This window comes from Nocardia sp. NPDC050175, from assembly GCF_044459885.1.
Classification (GTDB): Bacteria; Actinomycetota; Actinomycetes; order Mycobacteriales; family Mycobacteriaceae; genus Nocardia.
Genome location: NZ_JBITJI010000008.1, coordinates 36,308 through 63,291 on the forward strand (window position 1 = coordinate 36,308; position 26,984 = coordinate 63,291).

23 protein-coding genes and 1 pseudogene are annotated in these 26,984 nt (G+C 66.7%); 8 read left to right on the forward strand and 16 right to left on the reverse strand.

Annotated features, from left to right (window positions below):
• Window positions 1-30: 30 nt before the first annotated feature.
• On the forward strand, window positions 31-996 hold the full coding sequence (locus ACIBK2_RS26665; protein ID WP_396970888.1) for an MBL fold metallo-hydrolase: 966 nt from the start codon (window positions 31-33) through the stop codon (window positions 994-996).
• Window positions 997-1,066: 70 nt separating this feature from the next.
• On the opposite strand, the gene ACIBK2_RS26670 is transcribed toward ACIBK2_RS26665, so the two are convergent.
• From ACIBK2_RS26670 to fadD5, 3 genes are all read right to left on the reverse strand, one after another.
• On the reverse strand, window positions 1,067-1,501 hold the full coding sequence (locus ACIBK2_RS26670; protein ID WP_396970890.1) for a hypothetical protein: 435 nt from the start codon (window positions 1,499-1,501) through the stop codon (window positions 1,067-1,069).
• 120 nt (window positions 1,502-1,621) lie between these two features.
• A complete protein-coding gene (locus ACIBK2_RS26675; RefSeq protein WP_396970891.1) occupies window positions 1,622-2,227 on the reverse strand; it encodes a cysteine hydrolase in 606 nt (201 codons plus the stop codon).
• A gap of 28 nt (window positions 2,228-2,255) precedes the next feature.
• The gene (gene fadD5, locus ACIBK2_RS26680) at window positions 2,256-3,827 is read right to left on the reverse strand and encodes a fatty-acid--CoA ligase FadD5 (RefSeq protein ID WP_396970893.1); all 1,572 of its coding nucleotides are present in this window, start codon (window positions 3,825-3,827) and stop codon (window positions 2,256-2,258) included.
• Between the two features lie 342 nt (window positions 3,828-4,169).
• Here fadD5 and ACIBK2_RS26685 point away from each other — a divergent pair, with 342 nt between their 5' ends.
• Window positions 4,170-5,144, forward strand: coding sequence for an NAD(P)H-dependent flavin oxidoreductase (locus ACIBK2_RS26685; protein WP_396970895.1), 975 nt, complete (start codon window positions 4,170-4,172; stop codon window positions 5,142-5,144).
• Between the two features lie 95 nt (window positions 5,145-5,239).
• On the opposite strand, the gene ACIBK2_RS26690 is transcribed toward ACIBK2_RS26685, so the two are convergent.
• Window positions 5,240-5,833, reverse strand: coding sequence for a TetR/AcrR family transcriptional regulator (locus ACIBK2_RS26690; protein ID WP_396970896.1), 594 nt, complete (start codon window positions 5,831-5,833; stop codon window positions 5,240-5,242).
• A 98-nt stretch (window positions 5,834-5,931) separates the two neighbouring features.
• Between ACIBK2_RS26690 and ACIBK2_RS26695 the strand changes: the two are divergent.
• Window positions 5,932-6,492: pseudogene (locus tag ACIBK2_RS26695) on the forward strand (methyltransferase domain-containing protein).
• On the opposite strand, the gene ACIBK2_RS26700 reads toward ACIBK2_RS26695, so the two are convergent.
• A complete protein-coding gene (locus ACIBK2_RS26700; protein WP_396970898.1) occupies window positions 6,489-8,861 on the reverse strand; it encodes a flippase-like domain-containing protein in 2,373 nt (790 codons plus the stop codon). The pseudogene ACIBK2_RS26695 and the gene ACIBK2_RS26700 sit on opposite strands and share 4 nt — an antisense overlap.
• Before the next feature lie 207 nt (window positions 8,862-9,068).
• Here ACIBK2_RS26700 and ACIBK2_RS26705 point away from each other — a divergent pair, with 207 nt between their 5' ends.
• Both ACIBK2_RS26705 and ACIBK2_RS26710 read left to right on the forward strand, forming a co-directional pair.
• Window positions 9,069-9,962 (forward strand): polysaccharide deacetylase family protein, encoded by an 894-nt coding sequence (locus ACIBK2_RS26705; protein ID WP_396970900.1) that lies wholly within the window; start codon window positions 9,069-9,071, stop codon window positions 9,960-9,962.
• 21 nt (window positions 9,963-9,983) lie between these two features.
• Window positions 9,984-10,820: an SDR family NAD(P)-dependent oxidoreductase gene (locus ACIBK2_RS26710; protein WP_396970902.1), complete on the forward strand. Its 837-nt coding sequence runs from the start codon at window positions 9,984-9,986 to the stop codon at window positions 10,818-10,820.
• On the opposite strand, the gene ACIBK2_RS26715 is transcribed toward ACIBK2_RS26710, so the two are convergent.
• The 9 genes from ACIBK2_RS26715 to ACIBK2_RS26755 all read right to left on the reverse strand — a co-directional run bounded on the left by ACIBK2_RS26715 (window position 10,821) and on the right by ACIBK2_RS26755 (window position 21,818).
• Entirely contained in the window at window positions 10,821-11,591 is a 771-nt protein-coding gene (locus ACIBK2_RS26715; protein ID WP_396970903.1) for an SDR family NAD(P)-dependent oxidoreductase, read from the reverse strand.
• Complete coding sequence (locus ACIBK2_RS26720; protein WP_396970905.1) at window positions 11,578-12,369, reverse strand: 2OG-Fe(II) oxygenase family protein; 792 nt, start codon at window positions 12,367-12,369, stop codon at window positions 11,578-11,580. Before ACIBK2_RS26720 ends, ACIBK2_RS26715 begins: the two co-directional genes overlap by 14 nt.
• Before the next feature lie 136 nt (window positions 12,370-12,505).
• Window positions 12,506-14,683 (reverse strand): MMPL family transporter, encoded by a 2,178-nt coding sequence (locus ACIBK2_RS26725; protein WP_396970906.1) that lies wholly within the window; start codon window positions 14,681-14,683, stop codon window positions 12,506-12,508.
• A gap of 102 nt (window positions 14,684-14,785) precedes the next feature.
• Entirely contained in the window at window positions 14,786-15,424 is a 639-nt protein-coding gene (locus tag ACIBK2_RS26730; protein WP_396970908.1) for a hypothetical protein, read from the reverse strand.
• 119 nt (window positions 15,425-15,543) lie between these two features.
• Window positions 15,544-17,145: an oxygenase MpaB family protein gene (locus tag ACIBK2_RS26735; RefSeq protein WP_396970910.1), complete on the reverse strand. Its 1,602-nt coding sequence runs from the start codon at window positions 17,143-17,145 to the stop codon at window positions 15,544-15,546.
• A gap of 5 nt (window positions 17,146-17,150) precedes the next feature.
• The gene (locus ACIBK2_RS26740; RefSeq protein ID WP_396970912.1) at window positions 17,151-18,200 is read right to left on the reverse strand and encodes a prenyltransferase; all 1,050 of its coding nucleotides are present in this window, start codon (window positions 18,198-18,200) and stop codon (window positions 17,151-17,153) included.
• Window positions 18,201-18,455: 255 nt separating this feature from the next.
• Window positions 18,456-18,596: a hypothetical protein gene (locus ACIBK2_RS26745; RefSeq protein ID WP_396970914.1), complete on the reverse strand. Its 141-nt coding sequence runs from the start codon at window positions 18,594-18,596 to the stop codon at window positions 18,456-18,458.
• A gap of 15 nt (window positions 18,597-18,611) precedes the next feature.
• Window positions 18,612-20,165: a flavin-containing monooxygenase gene (locus ACIBK2_RS26750; protein WP_396971494.1), complete on the reverse strand. Its 1,554-nt coding sequence runs from the start codon at window positions 20,163-20,165 to the stop codon at window positions 18,612-18,614.
• A gap of 162 nt (window positions 20,166-20,327) precedes the next feature.
• Entirely contained in the window at window positions 20,328-21,818 is a 1,491-nt protein-coding gene (locus ACIBK2_RS26755; protein ID WP_396970916.1) for an ABC1 kinase family protein, read from the reverse strand.
• A gap of 106 nt (window positions 21,819-21,924) precedes the next feature.
• Between ACIBK2_RS26755 and ACIBK2_RS26760 the strand changes: the two genes are divergently transcribed.
• The gene (locus ACIBK2_RS26760; RefSeq protein WP_396970918.1) at window positions 21,925-22,701 is read left to right on the forward strand and encodes a GntR family transcriptional regulator; all 777 of its coding nucleotides are present in this window, start codon (window positions 21,925-21,927) and stop codon (window positions 22,699-22,701) included.
• A gap of 137 nt (window positions 22,702-22,838) precedes the next feature.
• The gene (locus ACIBK2_RS26765) at window positions 22,839-24,176 is read left to right on the forward strand and encodes an ABC1 kinase family protein (protein ID WP_396970920.1); all 1,338 of its coding nucleotides are present in this window, start codon (window positions 22,839-22,841) and stop codon (window positions 24,174-24,176) included.
• Here ACIBK2_RS26765 and ACIBK2_RS26770 read toward each other — a convergent pair.
• Entirely contained in the window at window positions 24,173-24,766 is a 594-nt protein-coding gene (locus ACIBK2_RS26770) for an SRPBCC family protein (RefSeq protein WP_396970922.1), read from the reverse strand. The genes ACIBK2_RS26765 and ACIBK2_RS26770 overlap by 4 nt on opposite strands.
• A 120-nt stretch (window positions 24,767-24,886) precedes the next feature.
• Here ACIBK2_RS26770 and ACIBK2_RS26775 point away from each other — a divergent pair, with 120 nt between their 5' ends.
• Complete coding sequence (locus ACIBK2_RS26775) at window positions 24,887-25,858, forward strand: DUF5996 family protein (protein WP_396970924.1); 972 nt, start codon at window positions 24,887-24,889, stop codon at window positions 25,856-25,858.
• Here ACIBK2_RS26775 and ACIBK2_RS26780 read toward each other — a convergent pair whose 3' ends face one another.
• The gene (locus tag ACIBK2_RS26780) at window positions 25,859-26,983 is read right to left on the reverse strand and encodes an NAD(P)H-dependent flavin oxidoreductase (RefSeq protein ID WP_396970926.1); all 1,125 of its coding nucleotides are present in this window, start codon (window positions 26,981-26,983) and stop codon (window positions 25,859-25,861) included.
• Window position 26,984 lies beyond the last annotated feature (1 nt).

Here is a 26,984-nt window from a genome sequence, read left to right on the forward strand (position 1 = left end):
CCGCCAAGGCCCGTCACCTACCGTTGCGACGTGAGCGAAAACTCCACCCGACTGGCCGATGGCCGCCCCGGCACGCTCCGAACGCTGGGGCGCTGTTGCGCCGCGCTGGCCGCGACGCCCGGCCGATTGCTCCGGCCGCGCCGCCCTGATCAGGCGTTTCTGGCGGGTCTGGTCGCCGCGCCCGCCCCGAAGGCCACCGCAGCCGTCCGGCTGACCGCGCTGCCGCAGGCGCGGATGGCCGCGCCGACCATCATCGTCGCCGAGGGCGTGCGGAGTTTGCGCGAGTTGCCGATGTCGATGGGGGCCTTCCTGGTCGAGCATCCGCAGGCCAGGTTTCTGGTCGATCCCGCCATCTGCGCCGACGTGCACGCGCGCGTGCTGCCGGGCCACCCCTTCCCTGTCGGCAAACTGGTGGCGCCGGACAAGCCGGTGCTCGGACTGAGCAACGCCCTCGCGGCCCGCGACCTCGCGGTCGCCGATGTCGACTTCACCCTGGCCACCCACCTGCACTGGGACCACGTCGCGGGCCTGCTGGAGCTGCCGGACTCGACCGAACTCCGGGTCCCCGCGGTGGAATACGACTGGGCCATGCGGGGCGACACGGCGCCGATCGGCGTGGTTCGGGAAACGTTGCGCGGGCAGACCATCGCACCGGTGGAACTCGACGGACCGCCCGTGCTCACCTTTCCGCGCAGCCACGATGTCTTCGGTGACGGCGCCGTCGTCCTCGTCGACCTGGCGGGGCACACCCCGGGCAGCGTCGGCGTGCTGCTCGCGGTGGACGACGGCACCCGGGTACTGCTGGCCGGCGACGCGGTGTGGAACACCCTGCAGATCAAGCTGATCCGCGAGAAGGCCCCGATGCCGGGCAATCTCTTCGACGCCGACCGCGACGCCGCGTTCCGCACCATCCAACGGTTGCACGCGCTCCCGGCCGACGTCGAGGTCATCGCCAGCCACGACTATGACGCGGTGCTGGCCCGCGCGGTCCGCTGAAGGCGGCCATCGACCACACCCCGATCGGCGACCGCCGGACCCGGCTCGGGTCCGGCGTCTGATCAGCACATCAGCTGGCGCGCAGGCCGATGATCAAACCGTCCTTGGTGCAGCTGGACGGTGTCGCCGGGTCGGGTTGGGCGCTGCACTGCCAGCCCTGGATCGTCTGGGTGTCGGTGTTGCTGACCGTCGTCGCGTAAGTCGTCGCGACATTGATCGCCTCGGTGCACCCGACGCGACCCGTCGGGGTGCCCACGGCGATGACGGTGCGGGTGCCGCCGCCCGCGTCGGTGACCGGGCCGCAGTCGACGTCCGCCACGACGGGGGCCGGGGCTTGCTTACTCGCCTCGGCGGTGCGGAGGGGCGCCGCGGTGGCCGAAGTGGCGGGGGAGGTGGCGATGGCGTGCACCGAGTGGTCTTCCGAGGCGGCCTTGCTGCAACCGGTCGCACCGGCTACGACCGCGAGGGCGGTGGCGGCGACTATCCCGAGGTTGGTGAGTTTCACCGAGTTAACTCCTGATCTCTGGGCGAATCGACCGAATCGGCGCGGAGGCACCGAGATTCGGCCATAGCGGTCATGTTGCCAATACCCATTCCAGCACGGCACCACCCGTCCGGGCCGAGATCAACGGCGGGTGATCAACTCCAGCGCCTGCGCCGCGGACAGCGAACCAGCGGTGATGAGTTCGAGATTGGCCAGTGCCGCCTCGTGCGCTTCCGCACTGGCCGCGGCGGTGCAGTCGGCCACGGGATGCACGGTGAAGCCGAGATCGGTCGCGTGTCGCGCGGTCTGCTCGACGGTCAGATTGGTCGCGACACCTGTGACGAACAACGTATCGATCCCCTGACCGGCGAACCACTCCGCCAGTTTGCTGCCCGCCAGCCCGGACAGCTTCTGGTTGTCGAACACCTCGCTCGCCTGCCCGGCCACCTCCGGAATGAGCTGACTACCAGGCGAATCCGGCCGGAACTCGGTCTGCGCAGCGCCCACCGAGCGCATGAAGCCGGTGTTGCGCACCAGCTCGCCCTCGCCGACCGGAATGGTGAAGCGGGTGAAGATCACCGGAACACCCTGTGCGGCGGCGGCTTCGTGGAAGTCCACCGCGCGCGCGACGACCCCGCTGGCCGCGACCGGCGCCGCGAGCATTGGCCCGAAGAAGCCTTCGGGCTTGATCACATTCACCTGCCAGTGCAACGCGAGCACGGCCGCGCGGATACGAGGGATCGCCATCTCCCGACCCTACCGCCGGGCACCGAAGTCAGCTTGAATAATCCTTGCGCAGTTGGACTTTCACGACCTTGCCGCTGGCGTTGCGCGGCAGTTCCGCGACGAGCATCAGATCCTTGGGATGCTTGTAGCGTGCCAGGTTGTCGTTGAGGAACACCGTCAGCTCGTCCAGCGTCAGCTCGTCCCCGGGATTGTTCAGCGCGACAACGGCGACCGGCACCTCGCCCCACTTCTCGTGCGCCCGGCCGATCACCGCGGCCTCGCGGATCTTCGGATGCGCGAAGAGCACGTTCTCCACCTCGGCGCAGTAGATGTTCTCGCCGCCGGAGATGATCATGTCCTTTTTGCGGTCCACCACCCAGACGAAGCCCTCCTCGTCCTGGCTGACCAGGTCGCCGGAGTGGAACCAGCCGCCGGCGAAAGCCTCCGCCGTCGCCTCGGGCTTGTTCCAGTAGCCCTGCATGAGCGTCGGCCCGCGATAGACGATTTCGCCGATCTCACCGGGCGCGACGTCGTTCATCTCGTCGTCGACGACCCTGGCCTGGATGGTCGGGATGGGCTTGCCGACCGAGCCGAGCTTGCGCAGCGCGTCCTTGCCGTCGAGCACACAGGTGATCGGCGACATCTCGGTCTGCCCGAACACCGCGACGTTGAACGCGTTCGGGAAGCAGTCGGCCATCGCCCGCAGCACCGTGTCGGAGGCGGGCGCGGCACCCCAGCTGAGCGCGGTCAGCGCGAGCTTGCGCTCCTTGACCCTTGGCTCGGCGCAGATGGCCTGCCACTGCGCGGGCACGCAGAACGCGCTGGTCGCCTGTTCCCGCTCGACCGCGTCGAGGAACTCGGTGGCGTCGAACGCGCCGAGCGGATGCAGCACGGTCTTCGCGCCGAGCAGGAAACACGGTGCGAGACTGCCGAGTCCGGCGATGTGGAACAGCGGCGAGGTGCAGAAGCCGATCGAGCTCTGCTCGGTGGCGAGCGCCCGAATGACCGTCAGCGCTTGGGAATTCATGTTCGCGTAGGACAGGATGGCGCCCTTCGGGCTGCCGGTGGTGCCCGAGGTGTACATGATCAGCGAGGGCGTGTCCTCGGGGATGTCGAGCGGGGTATGCGGCTCGCCGCCCTCGGCGAGCACGTCCTCGAAGCCGAATACGCCGTCCGCGCTCGGCCCGCCGATCACGAAACATGTTTCCAGCGTGGCGGATTGCGACTGAACGGCGGTGGCGAGCGGCAGCAGCATGGTGTCGGTGACGATCGCCTTCGCGCCGCTGTCGCTGACGATGTAGGCGACCTCGGGCGGGGTGAGGCGGAAGTTGACCGGGACCGCGATGGCGCCGAGCGCGTTGATGCCGAACACCGCCTCCACGTATTCGGGGTAGTTCAGCGCGAGGATCAGCACCCGGTCGCCGAAGCCGACACCGCGGCGGGCCAGCGCGTCGGCGAACTTCAGCGAGCGCTCGTGCAACTGCCGCCAGGTGGTGTCGGCGCCGCGGAACCGCAGCGCGACCGCGTCCGGGCGCATCTGCGCGTGCACGGCGATCTGGTTGTTCCAGTGATTGCGCCGCGACCTGAGCGGCTCGTCGAGCGCCTGCACACGGGGGGTCATGCCACGAACTCCTCTCGGACCGTCACCTGCGTCCACCGGGCTGGCCGACAACTGTGACGGGCTGAACTGAGCGCAGAATATCAACTAACTTATCGCGACGGCAAGGGTTCAGGAGATGAACCGTCGTTAATCTGACCGAAGCGGCGTTCGGTTCAGCAAAGGCAGCTTCAACTGCTATTTTGTGGTCACTTTTGGTTGTTCAGTTGAGGTAAGAAGGCCTCGGGATCGACGTGTCGATGCGAATGTCGGCTTACTTATGGGTTGAACCGGAGTGGATCCTCGTGTCACCATTCAGATCTTCGGGCGAACTGGCACGCCCGCGCGAGGCAAGAGGAGAGCGCAATGCTGCGGACCAGGTTCACCGAGACCTTCGGCGTGCAACACCCGATCGTGCAGGGCGGCATGATGTGGGTCGGCCGGGCCGAACTCGTCGCGGCGGTCGCCAACGCGGGCGGGCTCGGCTTCATCACCGCGCTCACCCAGCCGACGCCGGACGACCTGCGCCGCGAGATCGCCCGCACCAGGGAGCTGACCGACAAGCCGTTCGGCGTGAACGTCACCATCCTGCCGTCGATCAACCCGCCGCCGTATGCGGAGTACGTGCAGGCGATCATCGACAGCGGCGTCAAGATCGTCGAAACGGCGGGCAGCAATCCGGAACCGTTCCTGCCGTACTACAAGGACGCCGGCATCAAGGTGCTGCACAAATGCACCAGCGTGCGGCACGCGCTCAAGGCACAGCGGATCGGCGTCGACGGTGTGAGCATCGACGGCTTCGAATGCGCGGGCCATCCCGGCGAGGACGACGTGCCCGGCCTGATCCTGATCCCCGCCGCCGCCCGGGTGCTCGACATTCCGATGGTGGCGTCCGGCGGTTTCGCCGATGCCAGCGGCCTGGTCGCCGCCCTCGCCCTCGGCGCGGACGGCATCAACATGGGCACCCGCTTCCTGTGCACCCAGGAGTCCGCGGTGCACCAGAAAGTCAAGGAACAGATCGTCGCGCACACCGAACGCGACACCCAACTCATCTTCCGCACCATGCACAACACCGCCCGCGTCGCCGACAACGAGATCAGCCGCAAGGTCGTCGAGATCGAAAGGGCAGGCGGCACTTTCGACGACGTCCGCGACCTGGTAGCCGGCGCCCGCGGCCGCCGCGTCTTCGAAGAGGGCGACCTCGACGCAGGCATCTGGAGCGCAGGCCAGGTCCAAGGCCTCATCCACGACATCCCCAGCTGCGAAGCCCTCATCACCCGCATAGTCACCGAAGCCGAATCCCTCATCACCACCCGCCTCACCCAAACCGTCGTCGCCTGAACCCTTCTCGCCGACTTGACGTACGAAGCACGCTCTTGACGCACGTTGCAGCATGCGTCAAGAGCGTGCTTCGTACGTCAAGTGCTACAACTGAGTCAGCGTGATCGGACCCGCCCGGACAGGCCGGGGCCGATCAGTTGTTCCAGGCGTTGGTATGCCTCGGTGGGTGTTATCGGGGGGTCTGCGTCGGCGATCGCGCCGAGTACGCCGACTACGCCCCAGGACAGGAACGTGATGGTCGAATCGAATTCGGCCTCGTCCATGTCGAGCAGCTCGGCAAGGCGCTCGGTGAGGATCTCGGCGACCATTTCCCGCGTCGTTCGCAGCAGCAGGGCACCGCTCTTGCGGCCGAGCAGGGCCTGGTACACCTCAGGATTCGCGGCCGCCAGCTGAAACAGTGTGTGCACCGGCGCAAGTGGCGTCGCGTCGGCACCGGACTCGGTGCCAGGCGCGGTCACCGCGGCACGCAGATAATCGGTGCTGCTCAGCAACAGCAGGTCGTCCTTGTCGCGGAAGTGCGCATAGAACGTGGACCGCCCGACGTCGGCCCGGTGCAGTATGTCCCGCACCGAGATTCGGTCGTAGCCGCGCTCGAGCATGAGTTCGATCAACGCCCGATGGAGCAGGCTTTTGGTCCGCCGGACCCGGCGATCCGTGCTGCCCGTCAGCCTTTTTACTTCCGACGACAATGTGCCTCCCGTACAAATGTCGCGAATCCGTCCCGAATGGAACGGTTTCCGTGGTTTTGCCTCTGGTCGAAGCGGCGGCCCCTCCCGACCATGAACACATGACCAAAAACGCACCCCAGTCTTCCATTCGACAGGGCCACCATGACACCGAAACCGGTGTTCTGCTTACCAAGCCTCGGAGTTACCGCACATTCAAGGCCCTATTTCTGCTCGGACGCGGCGCCGGACTCAACGCTCGACCGGTCGCCCTCAGCGGCGCGGCACTCGGCCATCGGGTCGTCGATATCGGTTGCGGCCCAGGCGATCTCGTCCGAGTGCTGGCGGCGCGAGTAGGTCCCGGCGGCAGCGTCATCGGTATCGATCCGGCCGTGGAAATGATCGACTACGCGACCGAACATTCCTAAGCTGTGACGAATTGCCGATTCGAACTAGGGGCCGCCCAGACGCTGACGCTGCCCGATGCAACCTTCGATGTGGTGACCTCCACCTTTGCCATGCACCATATCCTGGAGGCGCAACGCCCCGCGGATCTGTTGGCGGCGGTCGACATTCGCCGTTATCGGGACATGGTGCGGGCGGCCGGATTCGGCACGCTGACATTCAGCGCGGTGCGACCTTCGACCGGAGTTCTGCTCGCCACCAAGGACATCCGTGGCTAGATCATGTCTTTCGAGGCCATCCAGCGCATGGTGAACCAGCCGCACAGCACCGGCAGCCAGCAGGTGAGCACGCGATAGAGCAGCACCGACGGGACCGCGATGTCCAGCGGCACGTTGAAGGCGCCGAGGCCACCGATCAGCGCGGCCTCGACGGCGCCGACGCCACCCGGGGTCGGCGCGGCCGAAGCCAGCGTGCCGCCGATCATGGTGACGATGGTGACGGTGACGAAGGTGGTGCCGCCGCCGAATGCCTCCACGCTGGCCCACAGCGCACCGGCCATGCCGAGGGTGATCGCCGCGCAGCCGAGGATGATCACCGAGAAACGCTTGGGATCGCGCGCCAGATCGGCGAGCTCGGTGAGCACCTCCTGCAATTGCGGGCGCACCGAATTGTTCAGCCAGTGTCGCAATTTCGGCACGAACATGAAGGTGCCGATGATGCCGACGCCGACACCGGCGATCAGATACAGCACCGTGGCATCGGGGACGAAATGGGAAAGGTCCGCGGAGGTGCCCGCCGCGACGCTGAACACGGCGAGCAGACAGAGGTGGGTGATCACCTGCACCGCCTGCTGCAGCGCCACCGCCGCGGTGGCGCGCACCGTGCCGACACCACCCTTCTGCAGGAATCGCACACTGAGTGCGAGCCCGCCCACCCTGGCCGGGGTGGTGGTCGCGGCGAAGGTGTTGGCGATCTGCATGATCACCAGATTCTTGAAACTCACCGCACCGGACGCACAGGCCCACAGTGCCGCCGCCGCACCGAAATAGGTCAGGCAGGAGACCGCGAGCCCGAGCAGGGCCCACCACCAGTTGGCCGACTTCAGCTGGGTGAAGAAGGTCGGCACCGCGCTGATGAACGGATAGGCGACGTAGACGAGCGCGATCAGCAGCACCAGCTGGATGATCTGGTTGCGGGTGAACCGGGTGATCTGCTCGGCCTGGATCCGATCCTGGCCGGTCTGCTTGCGCACCTCGTCGCGCGCGGCGCCCAGCGCGTCCTTCCAATCCGGGACCGTCTTGCGCAGCCCGGCGGGCATGGCGGACTTGGTCAATCGGCTCGCGGCGGCGAGTACCGGCTGCTCGCCGAGGGATTCGATGGCCGCGCTGACAGCGGGTTCCTTGCCGAAGATCGAGGTCGTCGACACCAGCAATTGGGCGATGTCGGATTGCTGCTGCTTGAGCGAGGCGCCGTATTCTGCGCTGGCGAATCCGCCGAAGAGCGTGGTGCCGTTGTTGATTCGGATCTCGGTCGGGCGCAGGTCGCCGTGCGAGATCTGGCCCTGATGCAGGTCGTCGAGTGACTTCCACACCCCGGCCAGCTGCTCGACGGGCGCCTCGCTGATCCGGGTGCCCTTCGGCATGGTGTGCGCATGCAGCATCCAGCCGCGGTCCAGCGCCGCGACGGCGACCGGCGTGCTGCTCGCCAGGCCGAGTTCGCCGACCGCGAGCGCCATCAGCGCGCGATGCTCGACGGCGCGATGCATGGATCCGTGCAGGGCCGCGGTCTCGCTGGCGCGGAAGGTCAGCCAGCGCCACAGCTGGCGCAGCGCACCGAAGCTGCGCTGGTTCTTGCCGTACATCTCGACGACGAGTCCGCGTTCCGGCCCGTCGATGGCGGCGGCCAGCACCAGCGGGCCGCGCCCGGCCGGATGCACCACGGTGAATCTGGTGACCGTATGCCCGCGTTTGGCCAGCACGCGCACCGCGGCATCGAGCGGCACCTCCAGCGCGGGCGTGCCGACGACGAGCACGATGACCGCGCCGACCAGCCAGCCGACGGCCAGCCCGAACATCGCCCGCGCGGGCACCACCGTGCTGACCACCAGGTGGATCGGCGCGAACGCCAGCAGCAGGAACCACAGATACCGCCGGGGACGGTTGGGCAGCCACGGACTCGACACCGTCAGCACGGCCGCCAGCATCGCGATCCAGCGCGGATCGTCCAGGAACTGCGACAGGAAGGTATCGAGTCGATCCGGCACCTGCAGATGCCATTTCGGCGCGGACAGGCCGGTACCGGTGATCGAGAGCAGCAGTCCTGCGGTCAGGCCCGCCGCCGCGTAACCGGCCAGCAGCTTCCACTGCCTGCCGATGATCAGCTCGAGCAGGATGGCGAACGGCAACGCCAGTATCGCCATGCCATAAACGAGATAGACCAGGTTCGATTGGTCGGGATTCAGGAATCCGACGATATTGGATACCGAACGTTCCAGCGCAAGCCATTCCGGCCGGGTGATCACCGACGCGGCAACGACGATCGCCACCCACACCGCAGCCAGCACGACCCGGATGATGTCACTCGTCCGCCGGATAAGCGGCTGTAGCAGGTTGCCCGTTACCGGGATTTCCCGCCCATCGACTCGCATGTATCGGCACTTTCGGATCGAGTTGGAGCTGCGTCGGCCACCCTCGCTCACCCTTTTGGTGAGTATGCAGGAGACCGGCGTGGACGATACACACCAACACGCCGCGCGCGCCCAGGCCAAATGTCAGCTGGGCCAGTGCCGTGTGCGGTATCTCACGCCATGCGGAGGTTGAACGTGACACTGGTGTCAGGTTTGAGAATTGACGGCATGGACAACGAGCTCTACGACTACCGCCCGATCACCGATCGCGCGCCGATTCAGTGGCCCGGCGGCGCGCGGGTCGCCTTCTACGTCGGACTCAACGTCGAGCACTATCAGGTGGATCGGCCCTCGACGAGCATCTTTCCCGGTACCGCGGGCCTAGCCCCCGATCCGTTGAACTACGGCTGGCGCGATTACGGCCCTCGGGTCGGCATCTGGCGACTGACGGAAATACTGGACCGGCATCGGATCCGCGCCAGCGTGCTGCTCAATTCCGATGTGGTCGAGCACAATCCGCAGATCATCACGGCGGGCTTGGCCAGGGATTGGGCCTGGCTGGCACATGGCAAGAACAACTCGATCTTCCAGGCCGACATGACGATCGAGGAGGAGCGCGGCTATCTCACCGAGGTGGTCGAAACCATCGAGCGGGCCACCGGTCGCAGGCCGCGCGGCTGGATGGGGCCCGCGCTCACCGAAACCTTCCACACCCCAGCGCTGTTGGCCGAGCTCGGCCTGAACTATGTGCTCGACTGGACCAACGACGACCAGCCGTATCCGCTGAATGTGCCGGGGCTGCTGAGTGTTCCGTACACGGTCGAGCTGAACGACAACACGCTGTTCCTCGGCAAGGGGACCAGCGGGCCCGACTTCGTGCAGATCGTCAAGGATCAGCTAGACCAGCTCTACGCGGAATCGGCCGAGAGTGGCCGGGTGATGGCGCTCGCGCTGCACCCGTTCGTGATCGGCCAGGCGTTCCGGGCCAAGTATCTGGACCAGGCGCTCGAGTACGTGACGAATCATCCCGGCGTGTGGCTGACCACGACCGACGAGATCGCCGCGCATTTCGCGGGTGCTCTTGCCGAATCTGCCCGCGCCGAAGACGATCAGGTCAGTTAGACCAACGTTCAGGAGGCAGGGATGGCTGTGCAGGACCAGGATCTGACCGGGAAGACCGTGGTGGTGACCGGCGCGAGCTCCGGCATCGGCGCCGAGGCGGCCGCGATATTGGCCGCGCGGGGTGCCACCGTCGCGGTGGTCGGCCGCTCGCCGGAACGGACGGCGGCGGTGGCGGCCAAGGCGGGTGCCGAGCCGTTCGTCGCCGACTTCGCCCGCTTCGACGAGGTGCGCAAGCTCGCCGACCAACTGCTCGACCGCTATCCGCGCATCGACGTGCTCGCCAACAACGCGGGCGGCTCCTGGCCCAAGCGCACCGCCACCGACGACGGCAACGAGCTGACCTTCCAGGTCAACCACCTGTCCCCGTTCCTGCTGACCACCCTGCTGCTCGACCGGCTGGTGCAGTCGCAGGCCAAGGTGATCAACACGGCCAGCACGACCTACCGGATCGCCAGGCTGAACCTCGACACCGTCAACGCGACGACGGGCTCGTTCAACCAGATGGGCGCCTACGCCGCGTCGAAGCTGGCGAACATCCTGTTCACCAGGGAGCTGGCCCGCCGCACCGAGGGCACCGGGGTGGTCACCGCCGCCTTCCATCCCGGCGCGGTCGCCACCCACGTGTATGACCAGGCGCCGCTCGGCCTCGGCCGGCTCATCCGATCCCCACTGTCCAAGCCGTTCTTCATTCGACCGGACAAGGGCTCGGAACCGTTGGTGCACTTGGTGACCACGTCGGACGAGATCAACGGGCAGTACTTCCACCGGTTCAAGCTGGAGCCGCCCAGCAACAGGCAGGCGGTGGATCCCGCTCTCGCGCAACAGCTGTGGGAGATGTCCGAGCGGGTCACCGGGTAGTTACTGTTCGGCCTCGGCGAGTTGTTCGTTGCGGCCACCATCCGCCTCGGGCTCCACGCCAACGCCGAACACACCGCCGGTGTAGCTGCCGCGGTCGAGCTCGACGATCGCCTGCGCGACCTGCTCGGTGGGGACCAGCGCCGGAAAACTGTTGGGCGCGATGCCATTCGCGCGCACCCCGAACTCGGCGAATTCGTCGGCGATGTTCCTGGTCAGCTGATTGAGCGCGGCCTTCGACGCCGAGTACAGCGTCTGTCCCGGGTACACCTCCGAGCCGGAGATGCTGGAGACATTGACGATGTTCCGGTTCGCCGCGCGATTCTCCGGCCCGGCATGCAGCCAGCACCGCTGCGCCAGTCGCACCGAAAACCGCAGCGGCACGGCGACATTCAGCGTGAAATGCGGATCGAATTGCTCCAGCGCGGCATCGCCGTCGACGATGCCGCGCGGCTGCAACTGGACGTGCGCGGCATTGTTGACCAGCAGATCGACCTTGCCGAACCGGGCGAGCGCGAGGTCGACCACCCGCTCCACCTCGCCCGGCGCGGTGAGATCGGCGCGGACCACGTAGACGCGCGAATCGTTCTCCGGCACCGCCTTTTCCGGCTCGAGCGGATCGACGAACCACTCCAGCTGGGACGGCACCGCGGGCGTGCGGGTGCGGCAGACGGCGACGATGTCGTAGTCGGTGTAATAGGAGCGGCAGAACACGTTGCCGAGCGTGCCGCCCGCGCCCGTGATCAGGCAGACCCGGCGTTCACCAGTAGACAATGCGGTCCCCTCCCCAACGCTCGATCGCTTCGTCCTTGGTCCGGTGCACCCACATCACCACGCTGTTGCGGTCCTTGGTGTTGCCGCCCGCGAAGGTGTGCCAGGTGCGCGGCGTGACCTCGAACAGGATGAGCGAATTGTCCAGCGGCGGAACGAGGGTCAGCTCCGGCAGCTTGTCGCCCTCGGCGATGTGGTCGTAGAGCGCGGTCTCGCCGCCGTCGCCCGGCTGCCAGCCGGGGTTGCCGAAATAGAACAGCATCGCGACCGCGCGGACCGACTCGCGGGCGACCACACCCGACGCGCGCGTACCGAACTTGGTATCCACCCCGTCGCCTGGCAGCCGCACCTCGTCGGGCCCCGGCGCTTCGCCGGGGAACCATGCGGGATTGAGATCGTTGTGCGGCCACCCGTACGGGGCGCCGGGCGAATGATGGTGCACCGAACCCTCGACGTCACCGGTCGCGGTGACGCCGCCGATCCCGGCGACCAGGTCGTGCCACTCGCGGGAGGTGAACACCGCGAGCGAGGTGTCGCGCAGATCGGCGAGGCGGATCCCGTCGGCGCTGTAGTTCGTCGCGACCTGACCGGCCAATTCGGGGCGTTCGCGCTGCACGCGCGCCAGATCATCGGTCATCCGCTGATAGAACTCCGGCACGAATACGTCCCTGGCGTACACGTGCGGGAACGGCTGACTGCGCCGGATCCAGCGCCGATGGGCGAACAGGTCGGCGAACCGCTCCGGCCGTGCCTGTGCCTCCAGCACCGACTCGGTTGTCACATCATCACTCCCTCCCGGTCGAACCACTCGCGATCATATTGCCCAGATGTCGCTGCGCGCTGGTGGTGTTCGTTTTGTGCGCGAGCGATGGAGGGCGGTGCGAATGGTCGGGCCGGGCGGCGGCGGACAGGCTCGATCAGCGGGTGCCGATGCGCGGGAACCACCAGTTCCAGCGGCCCATGATCTGCATCAGGGCGGGCACCAGGATCAGCCGGATCACGGTCGCATCGATGATCAGCGCCATGGCGATGGTGAATCCGATTTCCCGCATGCCGCTGATTCGGGACACCAGCAGGCTGCCGAACCCGACCGCGAGGATCACCGCGGCCAGCGAAATCGGCCGAGCGGTGCGCCGCAGACCCGCCACCACCGAGGCGCGATTGTCGCCGGTGATCCGGTACTCCTCTTGGATCCGGCGAACGAGGAACAGTTCGTAGTCGGTGGATAGCCCGAACAGGACCACGAACACGATCAATGGCACTTGCGGCCAGATCATGCCGTCGGTAGTCAAGTCGGCACCACCGTCGCGCTGGAAGACCAGCACCGTGAGCCCGAATGCCGCGCCGGTGGCCAGCAGACTCATCACCAAGGCCTTCAACGGCAGTAGGAGGCTGCGGAGCACGCCGACCAGTACCGCGAACATCAGCGCCAGCACGCAGCCGACCACCCACCACAGGTGCGCCGACGTCTCGGTGAGGATGTCTGCCATCAGCGCGCTGGGTCCGCCGACGAGCACCGGAAGTCCGGGAGGCGCGGCCGCGGGCACGATCTGGGTGCGAACTCGGTGCACCAGCTCGATCACCGCAGGTGAGTTGGGAATGTGTTTCGGGATGGCGATCACCGCGGTGAGGTCGACGCCGTTGCCGAACGTAGTGGCCACGGCCACTTCGGGATCCGCGCTCAGGGCAGTCAGCAGCGGCCCGGTATCCGGTTCGGCACTGTCGGCAGGTCGTCTCAGCACGATGGTCACCGGACTCGCCAAACCGGGTATGTCTCGTTCGATGATGGCGCCGCCGGCGCGGTACGTCGTATCGGCCAGGGCGTGCCGTTCCGCGTTGAAACCGAGCGTCATGTCGGGCATCGGCGTCGCGGCCAGCAGCAGACCGGCGGTGACGGCGATGGCATACGGCCAGGGGTGCCGCATCAGATGATCGGCCCAGCGGGCCAGCCATGCCCCGCCTCCGGCCGGGCCATCGATGAGCGGAGCCCGCCGGGCCAGCCATCGTGGCTGGTATTCGAGCCGTTCGGTGAGCGACACCAGCACCGCGGGCAGCAGCGAGACCGAGCCCGCCAACGTCACCGCGACCACCGCCATTGTTCCGACCGCGGCCTGGGCGAAGATGTGCCAGCGCATCAGGAACAGACTCGTGCAGGCCAGCGCCAAGATCAGTCCCGAGTACACCACCGTTCGTCCCGTGGTGGCCGCGGCCGTCGCGATGGCTTGCGCCGGGCCCGCTCCGGCCGCCAGCTCTTCCCGATAGCGACTCGTCACGAACAACGCGTAATCGACACCGATGCCCAACCCGGTCGCGCCTACCTCGATCAACAGCATGCCGTCTACTGAGAACACCGGACTGAGTAGGGCGAACAATCCCAAGGTGGTCACCACCGATGCGCAGGCGATCACCATCGGCACCAGCGCGGCTACCGGCGCCCGAAGACCCAACAGCAGCACCAGGATCGCGATGGGTACCGCCACCAGCTCGATGCGCATGAGGTCTTCGACCTCGGCCTGCTGCAGTCCTTGGCCGATCCCCGATGCTCCGACCAGGTAGGCCCGCACCGCATCGCCGGACGCGCCTCGGGTCGCCTGGTCGATCGCGGCCTGCTGCGCCGGTAAGCGGCCTTGCCGTTGCCTGTCGTCACCGGAAGTTCCCACCAGCACATAGGCGGTGTGCTCATCGTGGAACAGCGGGCGCAGCGGTTCCATGCCGCTGGCCAGCGCTGTGTCCGGGTCGTCTGCCAGCGGAAACAACAGTGCCCCGGAGATGCCGTCCTGGTCGCCCAACGCAACCACCCCGGCGGTGATCGCGTGCTGGAACGCCGGGTCCGTCGCCCGCAGCGCGGGAGAATGCAGTACCGCGATCATCGACTCGTTGCCGAGCGTCGGCAGCGCTTCGCCGAGGACCTCGCTCGCCTGTTGCGATTCGGAACCCGCGACCTCGATCGTGGGGGCGACGACCGTTCCGAGTAGATGCGGCAGCCCGAACAGCCCGATAGCTACCGCGATCAGCCACCCGGCGATCACCCGGCGTCGATATCGGGCCATGACGATGGCCAGCCGCGCCAAAGCATCCTTGCGCTCGGCGAGCACGTTCCACCCCTTTTGCTGAACTATTTCCTGTCAGATATCGAGCACCGCGCCGATAGTTACCGGCGCGGGTGCAACGAATTAGACTTCTCGATGCGAATCGAGCTATTGATTCGGATCGTCCGTTGTGATGGAAAAATCTTTCAAGGTAAAGACTGTCGCGAGTGGTACGGCACTCGCTTTACACTCCTTCATTTTCAATCCCGTTATTTTCGCGTTAGCGAGGGCATTTTCACCGGGTTCGTCGGGGCTGTCCTTGGTCGCATTGACATGGGCAAACACTTTCGCCGGCGTATCCTTGCCCAGTGCCACCTCTATCCGAATCGACCCTTTCGACTCGGGCTTGTTGCCGGTCGTCTTGTCCAGGCCCGCGAGATCGTCCGAGATCAACGTGCAGGTCGCCCCATCCTTGGAGACCTGCAGGGCGATATCCGAGGCTGAACCCTCGACTTTGTGGATACACGTCCCGCCGTCTTCATTCTTGAATTTTCCTTCCCCCTTCCCCGAGGCTGTAAGCTTGTCGGAATCGTTCTTGATAGTGAATGTGCCGGTGACTCCGGAGAATGTGCCGTCAGCCGTCTTGCATTCTTCAGCTGCTATCGAGCTCGGCGCAGTGAGAATGCCGTAGCCGATGGCGGATACACCCAACAAGCCTGCGGCGAGGAGAACCGCCGGCCGCGCTCCCCGGCGACGCGTGCGCGGCGCGATTGCCGGCTCGAATTCTTCTGATCGGTTGGTTTCCATCGTAAAACCTTCCTATCGACTGTGCGGTTATCCGAACGTCACTCCCACGCATTGCGCCGCCCGATGCGGGAGTCGCCGAAACCAGAACCTCGCTATCCGGCGTCGTCACCTAGCATTCGTCACCGCGATACACGTGGATGGGTCGAATCCCGGTCGGTCGCACTCTCGGACGCTGGTGAGCGGACCGTCGTGCCAACGTGTTTGACGCCCGAGGCCTGGAAGAGGAACGCCGTCGTCGGGGACGGCACCATCCGCACGGTGTCCTTCCGGCCGGAAAGCCAGCTCAGCAGGTCGAGCGCCGATGGCCGGATCCCACTGAGCCGCAACACAACACCGTGCCGTCGGCATTCCTCGACCAGTGCCGCTCGGTCCACCAGCAACTGTGGATCGTGCATGCCGCGCGGGATACCGCCGGGCACCCGCTCAGCGACGGTGATGGCGAGAAAGCGGGACAGGAAGGTCGCGGCGAGGGTGTCGATGACAAGCAACCCACCTGGCCGCAGCACCCGGCACGCTTCGGCGACCGCGGCGGACAGGTCGGTGACGTGCTCGAGAATCTCGCCTGCCACAACCACATCGGCGCACCCATCGGCAAGTGGCAGCCGGAGGACGTCGGCCCGCACAGTGCGCACCCCGTGATCGGCCGCCTGCCGCAACGCGCTCGAGGAGAGGTCGACGCCGATATGGGTGTAGCCCTTTCCCCGCAGATGCGGGGCCAAAAGCCCTGCGCCACAAGCGAGGTCGACGAGCACGGCCCCATCGCGGACGGCGGGCGGGACCATCCTGGCTCGCGCAGGTGCCAGCCAGTGCAGCCCGGCCAACGCGCCGCGCGGTTGCCACCATTCGTCGGCCAGATCCTCGTACTGGGCCGGATCATTGCGGGCTCGGATCGGACCGCTCGGCCAACGTCCGGTCCTGGCGAAAGCTGCCCGCGCAGTGGGCATGTACCGCAATCGAGTTGGCAGCATCGGCCAGCAGACTTTGACAACGGCGACCAGCACACGCAGCGCCATCGCCTCCGAGCGCCGCATGCGCAGACCGAGTCGGTCCAGGACCACCCGCGGAGTCGTGCCCTTGGCGACCAGCCACAGCAGCCAACTGGCCGGTCTGCAGATCAACGACCATAACCAGTTGGGCAGGTAGGGATTACGCGCGAGCCCTGGCTGCCGCATGATCGCCAGCGTGTGCCGCGCCGAGGGGGTCAGCCGCAGCGTTCGCGCACAGGTATCGGCGATATAAGCGTCATAGTCGGCCAGGTCGGTCGGCAGCACCCTCGGGTTGACGCCGTACCTCGAATACCACTGACACGATTCCTTGAAGAGCAGTTCGCGCTCGGCAGTGGCCAGCGGGCCCTCGAACAGTTCCAGCATGCGCTCTACGGCGTCGACGAACACCACGTGCGACCAATAGAACGCTTGCGGCTCCAGTGCATGCCGGAGCCGAGTTTCGTCGACGCGGGTCACATCACGGTGCAGCCTGCGGATGCGATCCCCGGTCTGCACACCCGCTGCTCCGCCATACACAACAGCGAGGATCTGTGGCAGGGCACGAGAACTGCGGATCCACGGCTGCCGGACCCAGTCGGCGTCGGTCGCGACCGACGCGTCGACATCGGGGTGGGCCAGCTGCAGCAGGACACCGCGCGCGGCGAACAGCAATAGTCGGCGATCTCCCAGGTGCCGCCACAGCAGTCCCTCCGGGCGAACAACTTCACCGGACACGGCGGTCACGCAATCCGCGGCCTGGCGAGCAGCCAGCCGACGACCCACGCGCAACAGATGAAAACCGTAGCGGCGTATACCGGGACCCAACTAGCGAGCCCGTGGCCCCCGCCCTGCAAGGTATCGACGACCAGTCCCGACATCGCCGCGCACACAATCGCCGGAAGCTGCATGGAGGCCAGGAACGTGACGAGGTTCGCCCGTCGGGGGACCCGCATCGCCTCGGTGAGCAGTTGCCGCCCGACCCAGATCGGCAGCGGGCAGGTGAGCAGCATGGCGAAGCAGACCGGCAACGGCAGTGCGCCGCTGACGCCGAGTGCGAGAATGAGCGTGTAGCAAGCGATTTGCCCACCGATATACAGGCGGATCACGATGCGCGGGCCGACAATCACCGCAATGGTGCGTTTATCCGCGAGCCGGTCACCTTCGATATCCGACAGATTCATCAGGAACTGCCGCAACATCTGGATGAACAGGATCGGGACAACGATCGCGAACAGCATGGTCGACCAAGTTCCCGCCTGCAGGCGGTAGCACAGGGGCGCCAGGCCGTAGAGACAGATACCTGTCGTCAGCTCCCCGAGCCCTCGGTAGTTGAGCCGGATCGGGGGTGCCGTATAGAACCACGCCAACGCGACCAGCAGCACGCCCAGCTCGCGGACCAGCAGATCCGGCACGGCAGCCAGGATGAAGAAGGCGAGGAAACCGAGCAGGAACGCGGTTCCGAGACTGGTCTCCGGCTTGACGAGGCCCTCCACCAGCACGCGGCTACCGCCGGTCCACTGGGTGTGCTCGACATTCTTCCGGTCGGCGTCGAGGTCGAAATACTCGTTGCAGTAATGCACCATCAGGTGGCTGATCCAGGCGCCCAGCAGCGCGAATACGTACCAGACCGGATGCAGCGGATGCCCGTCGTAGGCCGCGACTGTCATGCCGAGACCGACTGCGGCCGCACTCTGTAGCAGGAACTTGGGGCGTCCGAGTCGGATGAAGGCACGTAGCCATGCCCATCCGACCGGCACCGCGACGACTTCGAGCTTGTCCGTTGTGACCACGCGAGCTCCTTGTTGAGTCCGTGGCCCACTGATCAGTGGGCTCGTTCGATAGCAAAAGCTGGCGAAACAGGTGGACCAACGGGGCCGCCGACGGCTACGGCAGACTCCCTGAATATCCCTGCCCCCTTCCGGCCAACGGCCATGCGAGAGCCCAGCTCTCGTGCGCGTGGGCACGGACCGAAGCGACGGTAGTGCAGGCGAGTTCGGGGTGGTCGAGCAATGCGGAGGCGTCTAGGCGGACAACCGGATGTCCTCCTAGCCGCGTTTAATATCAACGGTTTTCGGCGTACCTACCAGCCGCGCGGTGATCACGACGGGATGCTGCGGTGGCTTGCCCGCCGCGAGCACCCGAGTTGCCTTGCGCCGCTTGCGACGGCCGATGATTCTGCTGCGCATGTCTCTCCTCGACGCCTAGGTGCGGACGCTCAGTCTGCGGCTGCGCATGAACTCGGCGAGGTCCTCGTTGGTGAACGAGTCCGGCCGGACGTCCTCGATGTCGCCGGTGTACGTGGCGGTAGTGTCACCCGCCATCTTGGTGAACGCGTAGTGGTCGAACGGGAAATGCTTATTCCCCCACCACATTTCGAGATGTGTACTCGGCCGGATCGCCGCCGGGTCGCCCTGATAGTTGACGTAGTACGTATTGGAACCGGCACACGCGTCGGACAGCCACATTGTCTGCGACCCGCGACGCACACACTGCTGGAAGTAGGCGTCGTGCGGCTCCTGCTTGATCTCCACCGCGGTGGCGCCGCGCCTGCGCGCCTCCTTGATCGCCCTGGCCGCGTGCCTGGTGGTGCACTCGATCATCGCGAGATAGGAGCCGGCTGCGAACCCGTACGGGCCGGTGATCAGGAACAGATTCGGAAACTTCGGCACCGTCACGCCCTGGTACGCCTGGTAGTGGTTGCGGTCCCAGAACTCGCCGAGATCGAGGCCGTCCCGGCCGGCCAGCGGATACGGCGGCGTGTAGCCCTTGTCCATCACCCGGAATCCGGTGGCGCACACCAGCACATCGGCCTTGCGCAGCACCCCGTCCGCGGTGACCACGCCGGTCTTGGTGACCTTCTTGATCGCGTCGGTGACCAGCTCGACGTGGTCCCTGGTGAACGTGCGCAGGTAGCGGTTCGACACCGACGGCCGCTTGCAGCCCGGCGCGTAATCCGGCGTCAACCGTTGCGCCAGTTCGGGATTGCCCGGCAGCTGCGCCCGATACAGCGCACCGCCGCCGCGCTGGGCGAGCTTGACCACGCCGGGAATCTGGCTGTGGAACACCCCGACACCGGAGATGCCGAAGTCGATGCCGAGTGTCACCGCCGCGCGCAGTACCCGGCGCAGCGGACCCACATTGACCATGATGTTCTTCGCGAACGCCGGAATCGGGAAGTCCGGTTTCGGGGCGACCCAGATCGGCCGCCGCTGGAACACCGTGAGACTCGACGCGATGTCGGCCATCTCCGGAATTAGTTGCAGCGCAGTGGCACCCGTGCCGATGACGGCGATCCGCTTACCCGCGTAGTCGTAGTCGTGGTCCCACTGCGCGGTGTGCACGATCTTGCCGCCGAAGTTGTCGATGCCCTCGATATCGGGCATCTTCGGCACCTCCAGGCCGCCGACGGCGCCGACGACGAACCGCGAGGTCACCACCTGGCCGGTGTCGAGCTTGCCGCGCCAGAGATGGTGCTGCTCATCCCATTCGCCGCCGACCACCTTGGTGTTCAACAGGATTCGTGACCGCAGCCCGTACCGGTCGACCACCTGGTCGGCATAGGCCTTCACCTCGGCGCCCGGCGCGAACATGCGCGACCACACCTTCGGCGGCTCGTAGGAGAAGCTGTAGTAGACCGACGGAATGTCCACCGCCACACCGGGATAGGTATTGGCCTGCCAGGTGCCGCCGATATCGCTGTTCTTGTCGACGATCAGAAAGTTGTGGATTCCCGCCTTGCGGAGTTCGACGCCCATCCCGATGCCGCCGAAGCCCGCGCCGATCACGACGACTTCGAAATCGGGTTGTTCGACCGAACGCGAGTGCGCCGCCTGCGCAGGTGCTATCGACACGGTTTACCTCCGTTGGTAGTGCTGCGTCGACGATAGCACTGTCTGGGACAGTAAGGCCAGGTCTGGTCAGCCGACCGACATCTGCCGGTTGTCCGTGTCGTTTCGCCGCTTGCGCACCGCGGCCAAGTCCACCGGACGATCCGGGTCGGGCTCGTCGACGGTCCCGAGCGCCTCGGCGAGGCCCGGCATCCAGCGCAGGATCTCCTCGCGGTACGGGCCCTCGGTCTCCAGCTGGCTCAGCACGCCGATCAGGGTGAGCGCGGCCCTGGCGAACGGGGTGAAGTAGGCGGGCATGGTCATCTCGCGCACCACATTCGACAGCCGCGGATTCGTGGTGCGCAACACCTGCTTGCGCAACCAGGGCGTCGTCATTCGATAGGTCGCGTGCTTGAACGGTTCACTGCACGGTTCGACGATGGCGTAGAGCTCTTCGGTGTCGAAGGCCCGCCCGGTCGTGACGAAGCCGTGCCGCCGGGTCGCCAGCTCCAGCTTCTCCGGCCCACCGCCGTTGAAGAAGGCCTTGCAGTAGTCGAGCGCCAGTTCCTCGAAACCCTCTGGCGGCCAAGCGCAGCAGGCGCCGAAATCGACCACGCCGAGCCGTCCGTCCGGCAGCACCCGGAAGTTGCCGGGATGCGGGTCGGCGTAGAGCAGCCCGTGCCGTCCCCAGCCCGAGGTGACGAAGCGGACCATCAGCATGCCGACACGATCGCGCTCGGCCTGTGCGCCGGAGGCCACGATGCGAGTCAGCGGGGTGCCCTCGACCCACTCGGTGATCAACACGTCGCCGCGCTGCGCGATCACCTGCGGCACATAGAAGTCCGGATCGTCGGCGTAGGCCGCGGCGAAGGTGCGCTGATGTTCGGCCTCGGCCGCGTAGTCCAGTTCCTCGCGCACGCAGTCGCAGATCGCCTCGGTGACCGCCTTTACGTCGGCGCCGGGCAGGAAAACGGTGGCCAGATGCGAGATCCGGCGCAGCTGCTCGAGATCGCCCTCGACGGCCTGACGGCCACCGGGGTACATCACCTTGACCGCGACCTGCCTGCCGTCGTGCCACACCGCGCGGTGTACCTGGCCCAGCGAGGCCGCCGCCGCCCGCCGGTCGTCGAACTCGCGGAAATGCCAGCGCCAGTCCTCGCCCATGCTGGCCGCGATGGCCGCGTGCACGGTTTTGGGCAGCATGATCGGCGCCGCGTCCTGCAGCTGGCTCAGCGCGATCCGATACGGCTCGGCGATCTCCGGCGGCAGCGCGAGTTCGTAAATGGCAAGCAGCTGACCGAGTTTCGCGGCGCAGCCCTTCAGCTCGCCGAGTACCTCGAACATGTGCTGCGCGGTGCGCAGCTGGATGTCTCGATTGACTTCTTCGGACGATCTGCCGAATGCCCGCTTGCCGACGCCCGCCGCCTGCCGTCCGGCGAAGGCCAGCGGCAGCGCGGCCAGTTTGGCATTGCGAACAGTCGCGCGAACTGGGGGTTTGCCGCCGGACCTCGACGCGAACAGGCGCGAGCGCCTGCCCGTTGAACCCTCGTCAGAACTGTCGCCGCTGCGCCGGATAGCCATGACTCACCTCACACTGTGCGCGGACCAGTGTTGCACACGTGCAGTCTGGCACAGTAGGGCTTAGACTGTCTGGGACGTAATCTAACGTAGTCGAAAGGTGACTTCGATGGGATCCCAGACGGTAGTCGCCGACGTTGCCGATGAGTTGGCACGCCGGGTTGCCGCGGGGGAGTATCAGCCGGGGGACCTCATGCCGTCCGTGCGCCAGGTAGCCGAAGAGTTCGAGATGAACCGGGCGACCGCGCAGCTGACGCTGGGGCGGCTGGAGACAAACGGGTTCGTCGAGGCGCGCCGCGGCAAGGGTTTCACCATTCGGGACGTCCGCGAGGCGGGCGGCGTCGATGTGTACCGGCAGCTGTTCCGTTTCTCGATTCCGATGCCGGACATCGCGATAGAGATGTTCCGCGACATCGTCGACGTCGAGCGCGGCATCGTGATGGAGACGCTGCTCGCCTACACGGGCAGCGATCAGGCGATCGATCAGGCCGAACTCAAGGCCGAGATCGACAAGCTCGAAGCCATTGCCCGACAGGACGATCCGGACCTGCGCCAGATTCTGAGCATCGAGGTCGGCCTGGTGCGCAGGCTGCTCACCGCGCTCGGGCTCACCATGCAGCGGGCGATTCTGAACTCGGTCGGCGAGATGGTGCTCGAGGTGCCGGAGGCGGTCGAGGCGTTCTTCGCGGGCGCACCGGACCTGCACGTGCTGGTCTGGCGGGCGCTCGCGGCGGTGTGGGACTCCGGTTCCGGGCCGTCCGAGGCGCAGGTCGCACTGTTCGAAGACCTGTTCGGGATGTATCACGAGAAGGTGATCATCCGGTTCGACGAGCTGGTCGGCGCATCCGACGAGCAAACCGACCAGGAGCACGCGGCCACCGCCTGACGGTGCGCATCGCTCGGTCACGCCCGGCAAGTGCCGCTTTTTCGCGCCCCGAATTCGGCCTCCGCTGACGTATTGCCCCATTGCCTCGCTGTCTCAGACAGAATAGGGTGGGTGGTACGCACCGAAGCGAGGTAACCATGGCAGGCAGTAGGCGTAAGGGTTTGGCGCGGTCGGCGAAATTGGCGGGGCTGCCGATGGGCATCATGGCCCGCCGGGTCACCGCGACCGGTCGCGCGATGATGACCGGCGTACCGCGCGGCGAACTCGACGACGAGCTCATCGACAAGGCCGCGGATCAGATGTTCGCGGTGCTCGGCGAGCTCAAGGGCGGCGCGATGAAGCTCGGCCAGGCGCTGAGCGTGGCCGAGGCCAGCATCCCGCCGCGCTTCGCGGACCGCTATCGCGAGGCGCTCACCCGGCTGCAGTCGCAGGCGCCGCCGATGCCGACCAGCTCCGTGCACCGGATGCTCGCCGAACAACTCGGCACCCGCTGGCGCGAGCGCTTCACCGAGTTCGACGACAAGCCGGTCGCCGCGGCCAGCATCGGGCAGGTGCACCGGGCGGTGTGGCGCGACGGCCGCACCGTCGCGGTGAAGGTGCAGTATCCGGGCGCCGACACGGCGCTGATGTCGGACCTGAAGATGCTCCAGATGTTCTCCGGCGCTTTCGGTCTCATGCTGCCCGGCGCGGACGCCAAGTCATTGATCGCGGAGTTCATCGACCGCACCGCCGACGAGCTCGACTATCGGATCGAGGCGGATCACCAGCGGCGCTTCGCCAAGGTGTTCGCGGGCGACTCGTCTTTCCAGATCCCCAAGGTGATCGCGAGTGCGCCGAAAGTGCTTGTCTCCGAATGGATGCAGGCCACTCCGCTGGCGAAGATCATCGTCGACGGCACCAAGGCGCAGCGGGATCGGGCGGGCCGACTGCTCGTCGAATTCTCGCTGTCCTCGCCGGTGCGGGTCGGCTATCTGCACTGTGACCCGCATCCGGGGAACTTCCAGCTGCTCGCGGACGGTCGCCTGGGCGTCATCGACTTCGGCGCGTCGATCGCACTGTCGGAAGGGATTCCGGCGGTGATCGGTGAGCTGGCCCGCTGTGCGATGCAGGAGGACTACGACCAGTTGGTGATCGTGCTGCGGGACAACGGTTTCGTGCGTCCTGGTCACGCGCTGGAGCTCGGTCCGATCGAGCGGCTGGTCGCGCCGATCGTGGCGCAGCTCAACGGTGACAGCGTGCACATCAGCCGAGAACTGTTGCAGGGGCACACCGCTCGCGCGCTCGACATGAAGAACGTGTCGCTGACCAACACCCGCGCGGTGAAGGCACCCACCGAGATCCCGGAGCTGGCCATGCTCGGGCGGGTCTTCGCCGGAGTGGTCGGGGTGTGTGCCCAGCTCGACGCCGAAGGTCCGTTCGTCGAGCTGGTTTCCCGCTGGCTGCCGGGGTTCGGCGAAGACGGCGCCGCCGCTTAGATTCGAGTGGCGAGCCCGCCCAGGCTCCACCGGGCGAGCGGACGGGCCAGCGGCGCGAAGAGCTGATACGGCAGCAACCACCCGAAGCGCGGCTGCGCGGCCAGTGTCCAGGTGAGCGTCGTCGCGCCGGAATCCGTTGGGCTGAGCGCGTATTCCTCGACGATCGACTTCATGACGAATGGCACCGAGGAGGTGGTCGCGGTCAGCGCGAGTCGATGGCCGTCCTCCCTCGCGACCACCTGCTCCGCACCGGCGACCAGCAAGCCGTCGAAGACTCGGGTGGCGCCGACGGCGCGGCCCTGGTCGCGGTAGCGCATGCCGTTGATCAACGGCAGCCAGGAGAACAGGCCGTTGGTATCGAGCGCGGCCCATACCCGATCCGGTGCCGCCTCGAAGGTGCGCTCGGCGGTGACCACGAAGGCCGCCTTGTTGTCGACGAAGTGCCGAAGTTTGTCGGCGCGGACGGGTTTGAGGGGATTGCCGCCACCCGCGAGCGCCGCTTTGGTCCAGTGCCGCAGTACGACGAGCGTCGCCGCTCCGGCCAGTCCGAGGACAACCAGTACGGCGGCGATGATGATCCAGATTGTCATGCGGCGAAGCCTGTATAGCAGTTGGTCATTCGCAGAGCATACACTGTCTCAGACAGTTGAAGATCACTCGTGAGAAGCGGCTCGACGAACTAGCCGGGTTACCGGCGTACCGTTTTCTCCATGACCGTCTCATTCGAGCCGTTGCCCGCGATTCCGCTGGAGTCCTGGCGGCCAACCAAAGAGACACTGCACCGCTTCGCCCAGATCGTGGGCAAGGTGGCGCTGGCCAAGGGCGTCCGGCGCAACCACTGGTGGCATATGACCTACCGGCTCACCGCGCGCGGCTGGACCACCGTCCCGCTCGGCTCCGCGCGCAACGGCCCGGTGTTCACCTGCGCGTTCGACTTCTTCGATCACGTGCTGCGGATCGCGACGGATCAGGGAACGCAGGTCGAGATCGACCTCGTCGACCAGTCGGTGGCCACCTTCTACGGTGACGTGATGAACGGCCTGCGCGACCTCGACGTGGATGTTGTTCTCGCGCACCCACATCCGTTCGATCTGCCGGACGTGCGGCGGCCGTTCGAGGACGACGACGAACACCGTGACTACGACCGGGACAGGGCGCAGCACGCTTTTCGGGTGCAGAGCCAGGTCGGGCGGGTGCTGGAGGAGTTCAGCGCGACCTACTCCGGCAAGATCAGCCCGGTCCAATTGTTCTGGCACACCTTCGATATCGCGGTGCAGCGGTTCTCGCCGCGGCACATCGAGCTGCCCGACACGGTGGATTCGGTGACCAGGGAGGCGTACTCCCGCGAGGTGATCAGTTCCGGATTCTGGTTCGGCGACGACAAGGTGCCCGAGCCGACCTTCTACTCCTACACCGCGCCCGAACCCGCCGGACTGGCCGAGCGCCCGCTGACCCCGGCGGCCGCCCACTGGGTCGCCTCCGGTGCCGGCCACTCGGCCTACTACCCGTACGACGCCGCCCGCGAGACCACCGACCCGGTCGGCGCCGCACTCGAGTTCTTCCAGTCCGTCTACGCGAACGGCGCCGAGCTGGCCGGGTGGGACACCGACCAGCTGACCTGCTGGGGCGGCGTCACCGACCCGGTGCTGCGCGAAAAGGGCTGGCCGGAATGGCCCGAATAGCTACAGGCTGCCGTTGAGCTTGTTGAGGCGGTCGCAGGCCTCGACGTACTCCTGGATCAGCCGATTCACCACGTCGGCGGAACGCTCGACCTTGGTCATCATGCCGACCACCTGGCCGACCGGGTTGAAGTTCACGTCCTTGGCGGCCTCGGGATAGCGGTGCCCGCGCTTGACGCCGTCCAGGGCCACCATCATCTGCAGCGGCATGGGCAGCGGGTCCGGGGTGTCGGCCTGCTCCCAGGCATCGGTCCAGTCGTTGCGCAGCATCCGGCACGGCTTGCCGGTCCACGAGCGCGAGCGCACGGTGTCGTGGCTGGACGCATCGATGTAGGTCTGCATCTGCGCCGGTGGCACATTGGCCTCCTCGACGGTCAGCCACAGCGAGCCGGTCCACGCGCCCGCCGCGCCCATCGCCATCGCGGCGGCCACCTGGCGGCCGTTGCCGACGCCGCCCGCCGCCAGCACCGGCAGGTCGCCGACGGCGTCGATCACCTGCGGCCACAGCACCAGCGAGGAGATCTCGCCGCAGTGTCCGCCGCCCTCGGTGCCCTGGCAGACCACGAAGTCCAGGCCCGCGTTCTTGTGGTTGAGCGCGTGCTTCACCGAGCCGCACAGCGCGCCGATGAGCCGGCCGGAGTCCTGCACCTGCTTGATCACGTCGTCGGGCGGGGTGCCCAGAGCATTGGCGACCAGCTTGGCCTTCGGGTGCCGCAGGATCACCTCGACCTGCGGGGCCGCGGTCGTCGCGGTCCAGCCGAGCAGCTGGTTGTGCCGCTCGCCGTCGGGCAGCGCGGGCACGCCGTGGTCGGCCAGGATCTTCTCCGCGAAATCGCGGTGGCCGTGCGGAACCAGTTCCGCCAGTTTGGCTTCCAGCTCGTCGGGGGTGAGGCCGTCGATGCCCTTGCCCTCGTATTTGCTCGGGATCACCAGGTCGACGCCGTACACGCCGTGCACATGTTCGTCGAGCCAGCTCAGCTCGACCTCTAACTCCTCGGCCGTGAAGCCGACCGCACCGAGCACGCCGAGTCCGCCGGCATTGCTGACCGCGGCCGCCACGTCGCGGCAGTGGGTGAACGCGAAGATGGGGAATTCGATCCCGAGCCGTTCGCAGATTTCGGTACGCATG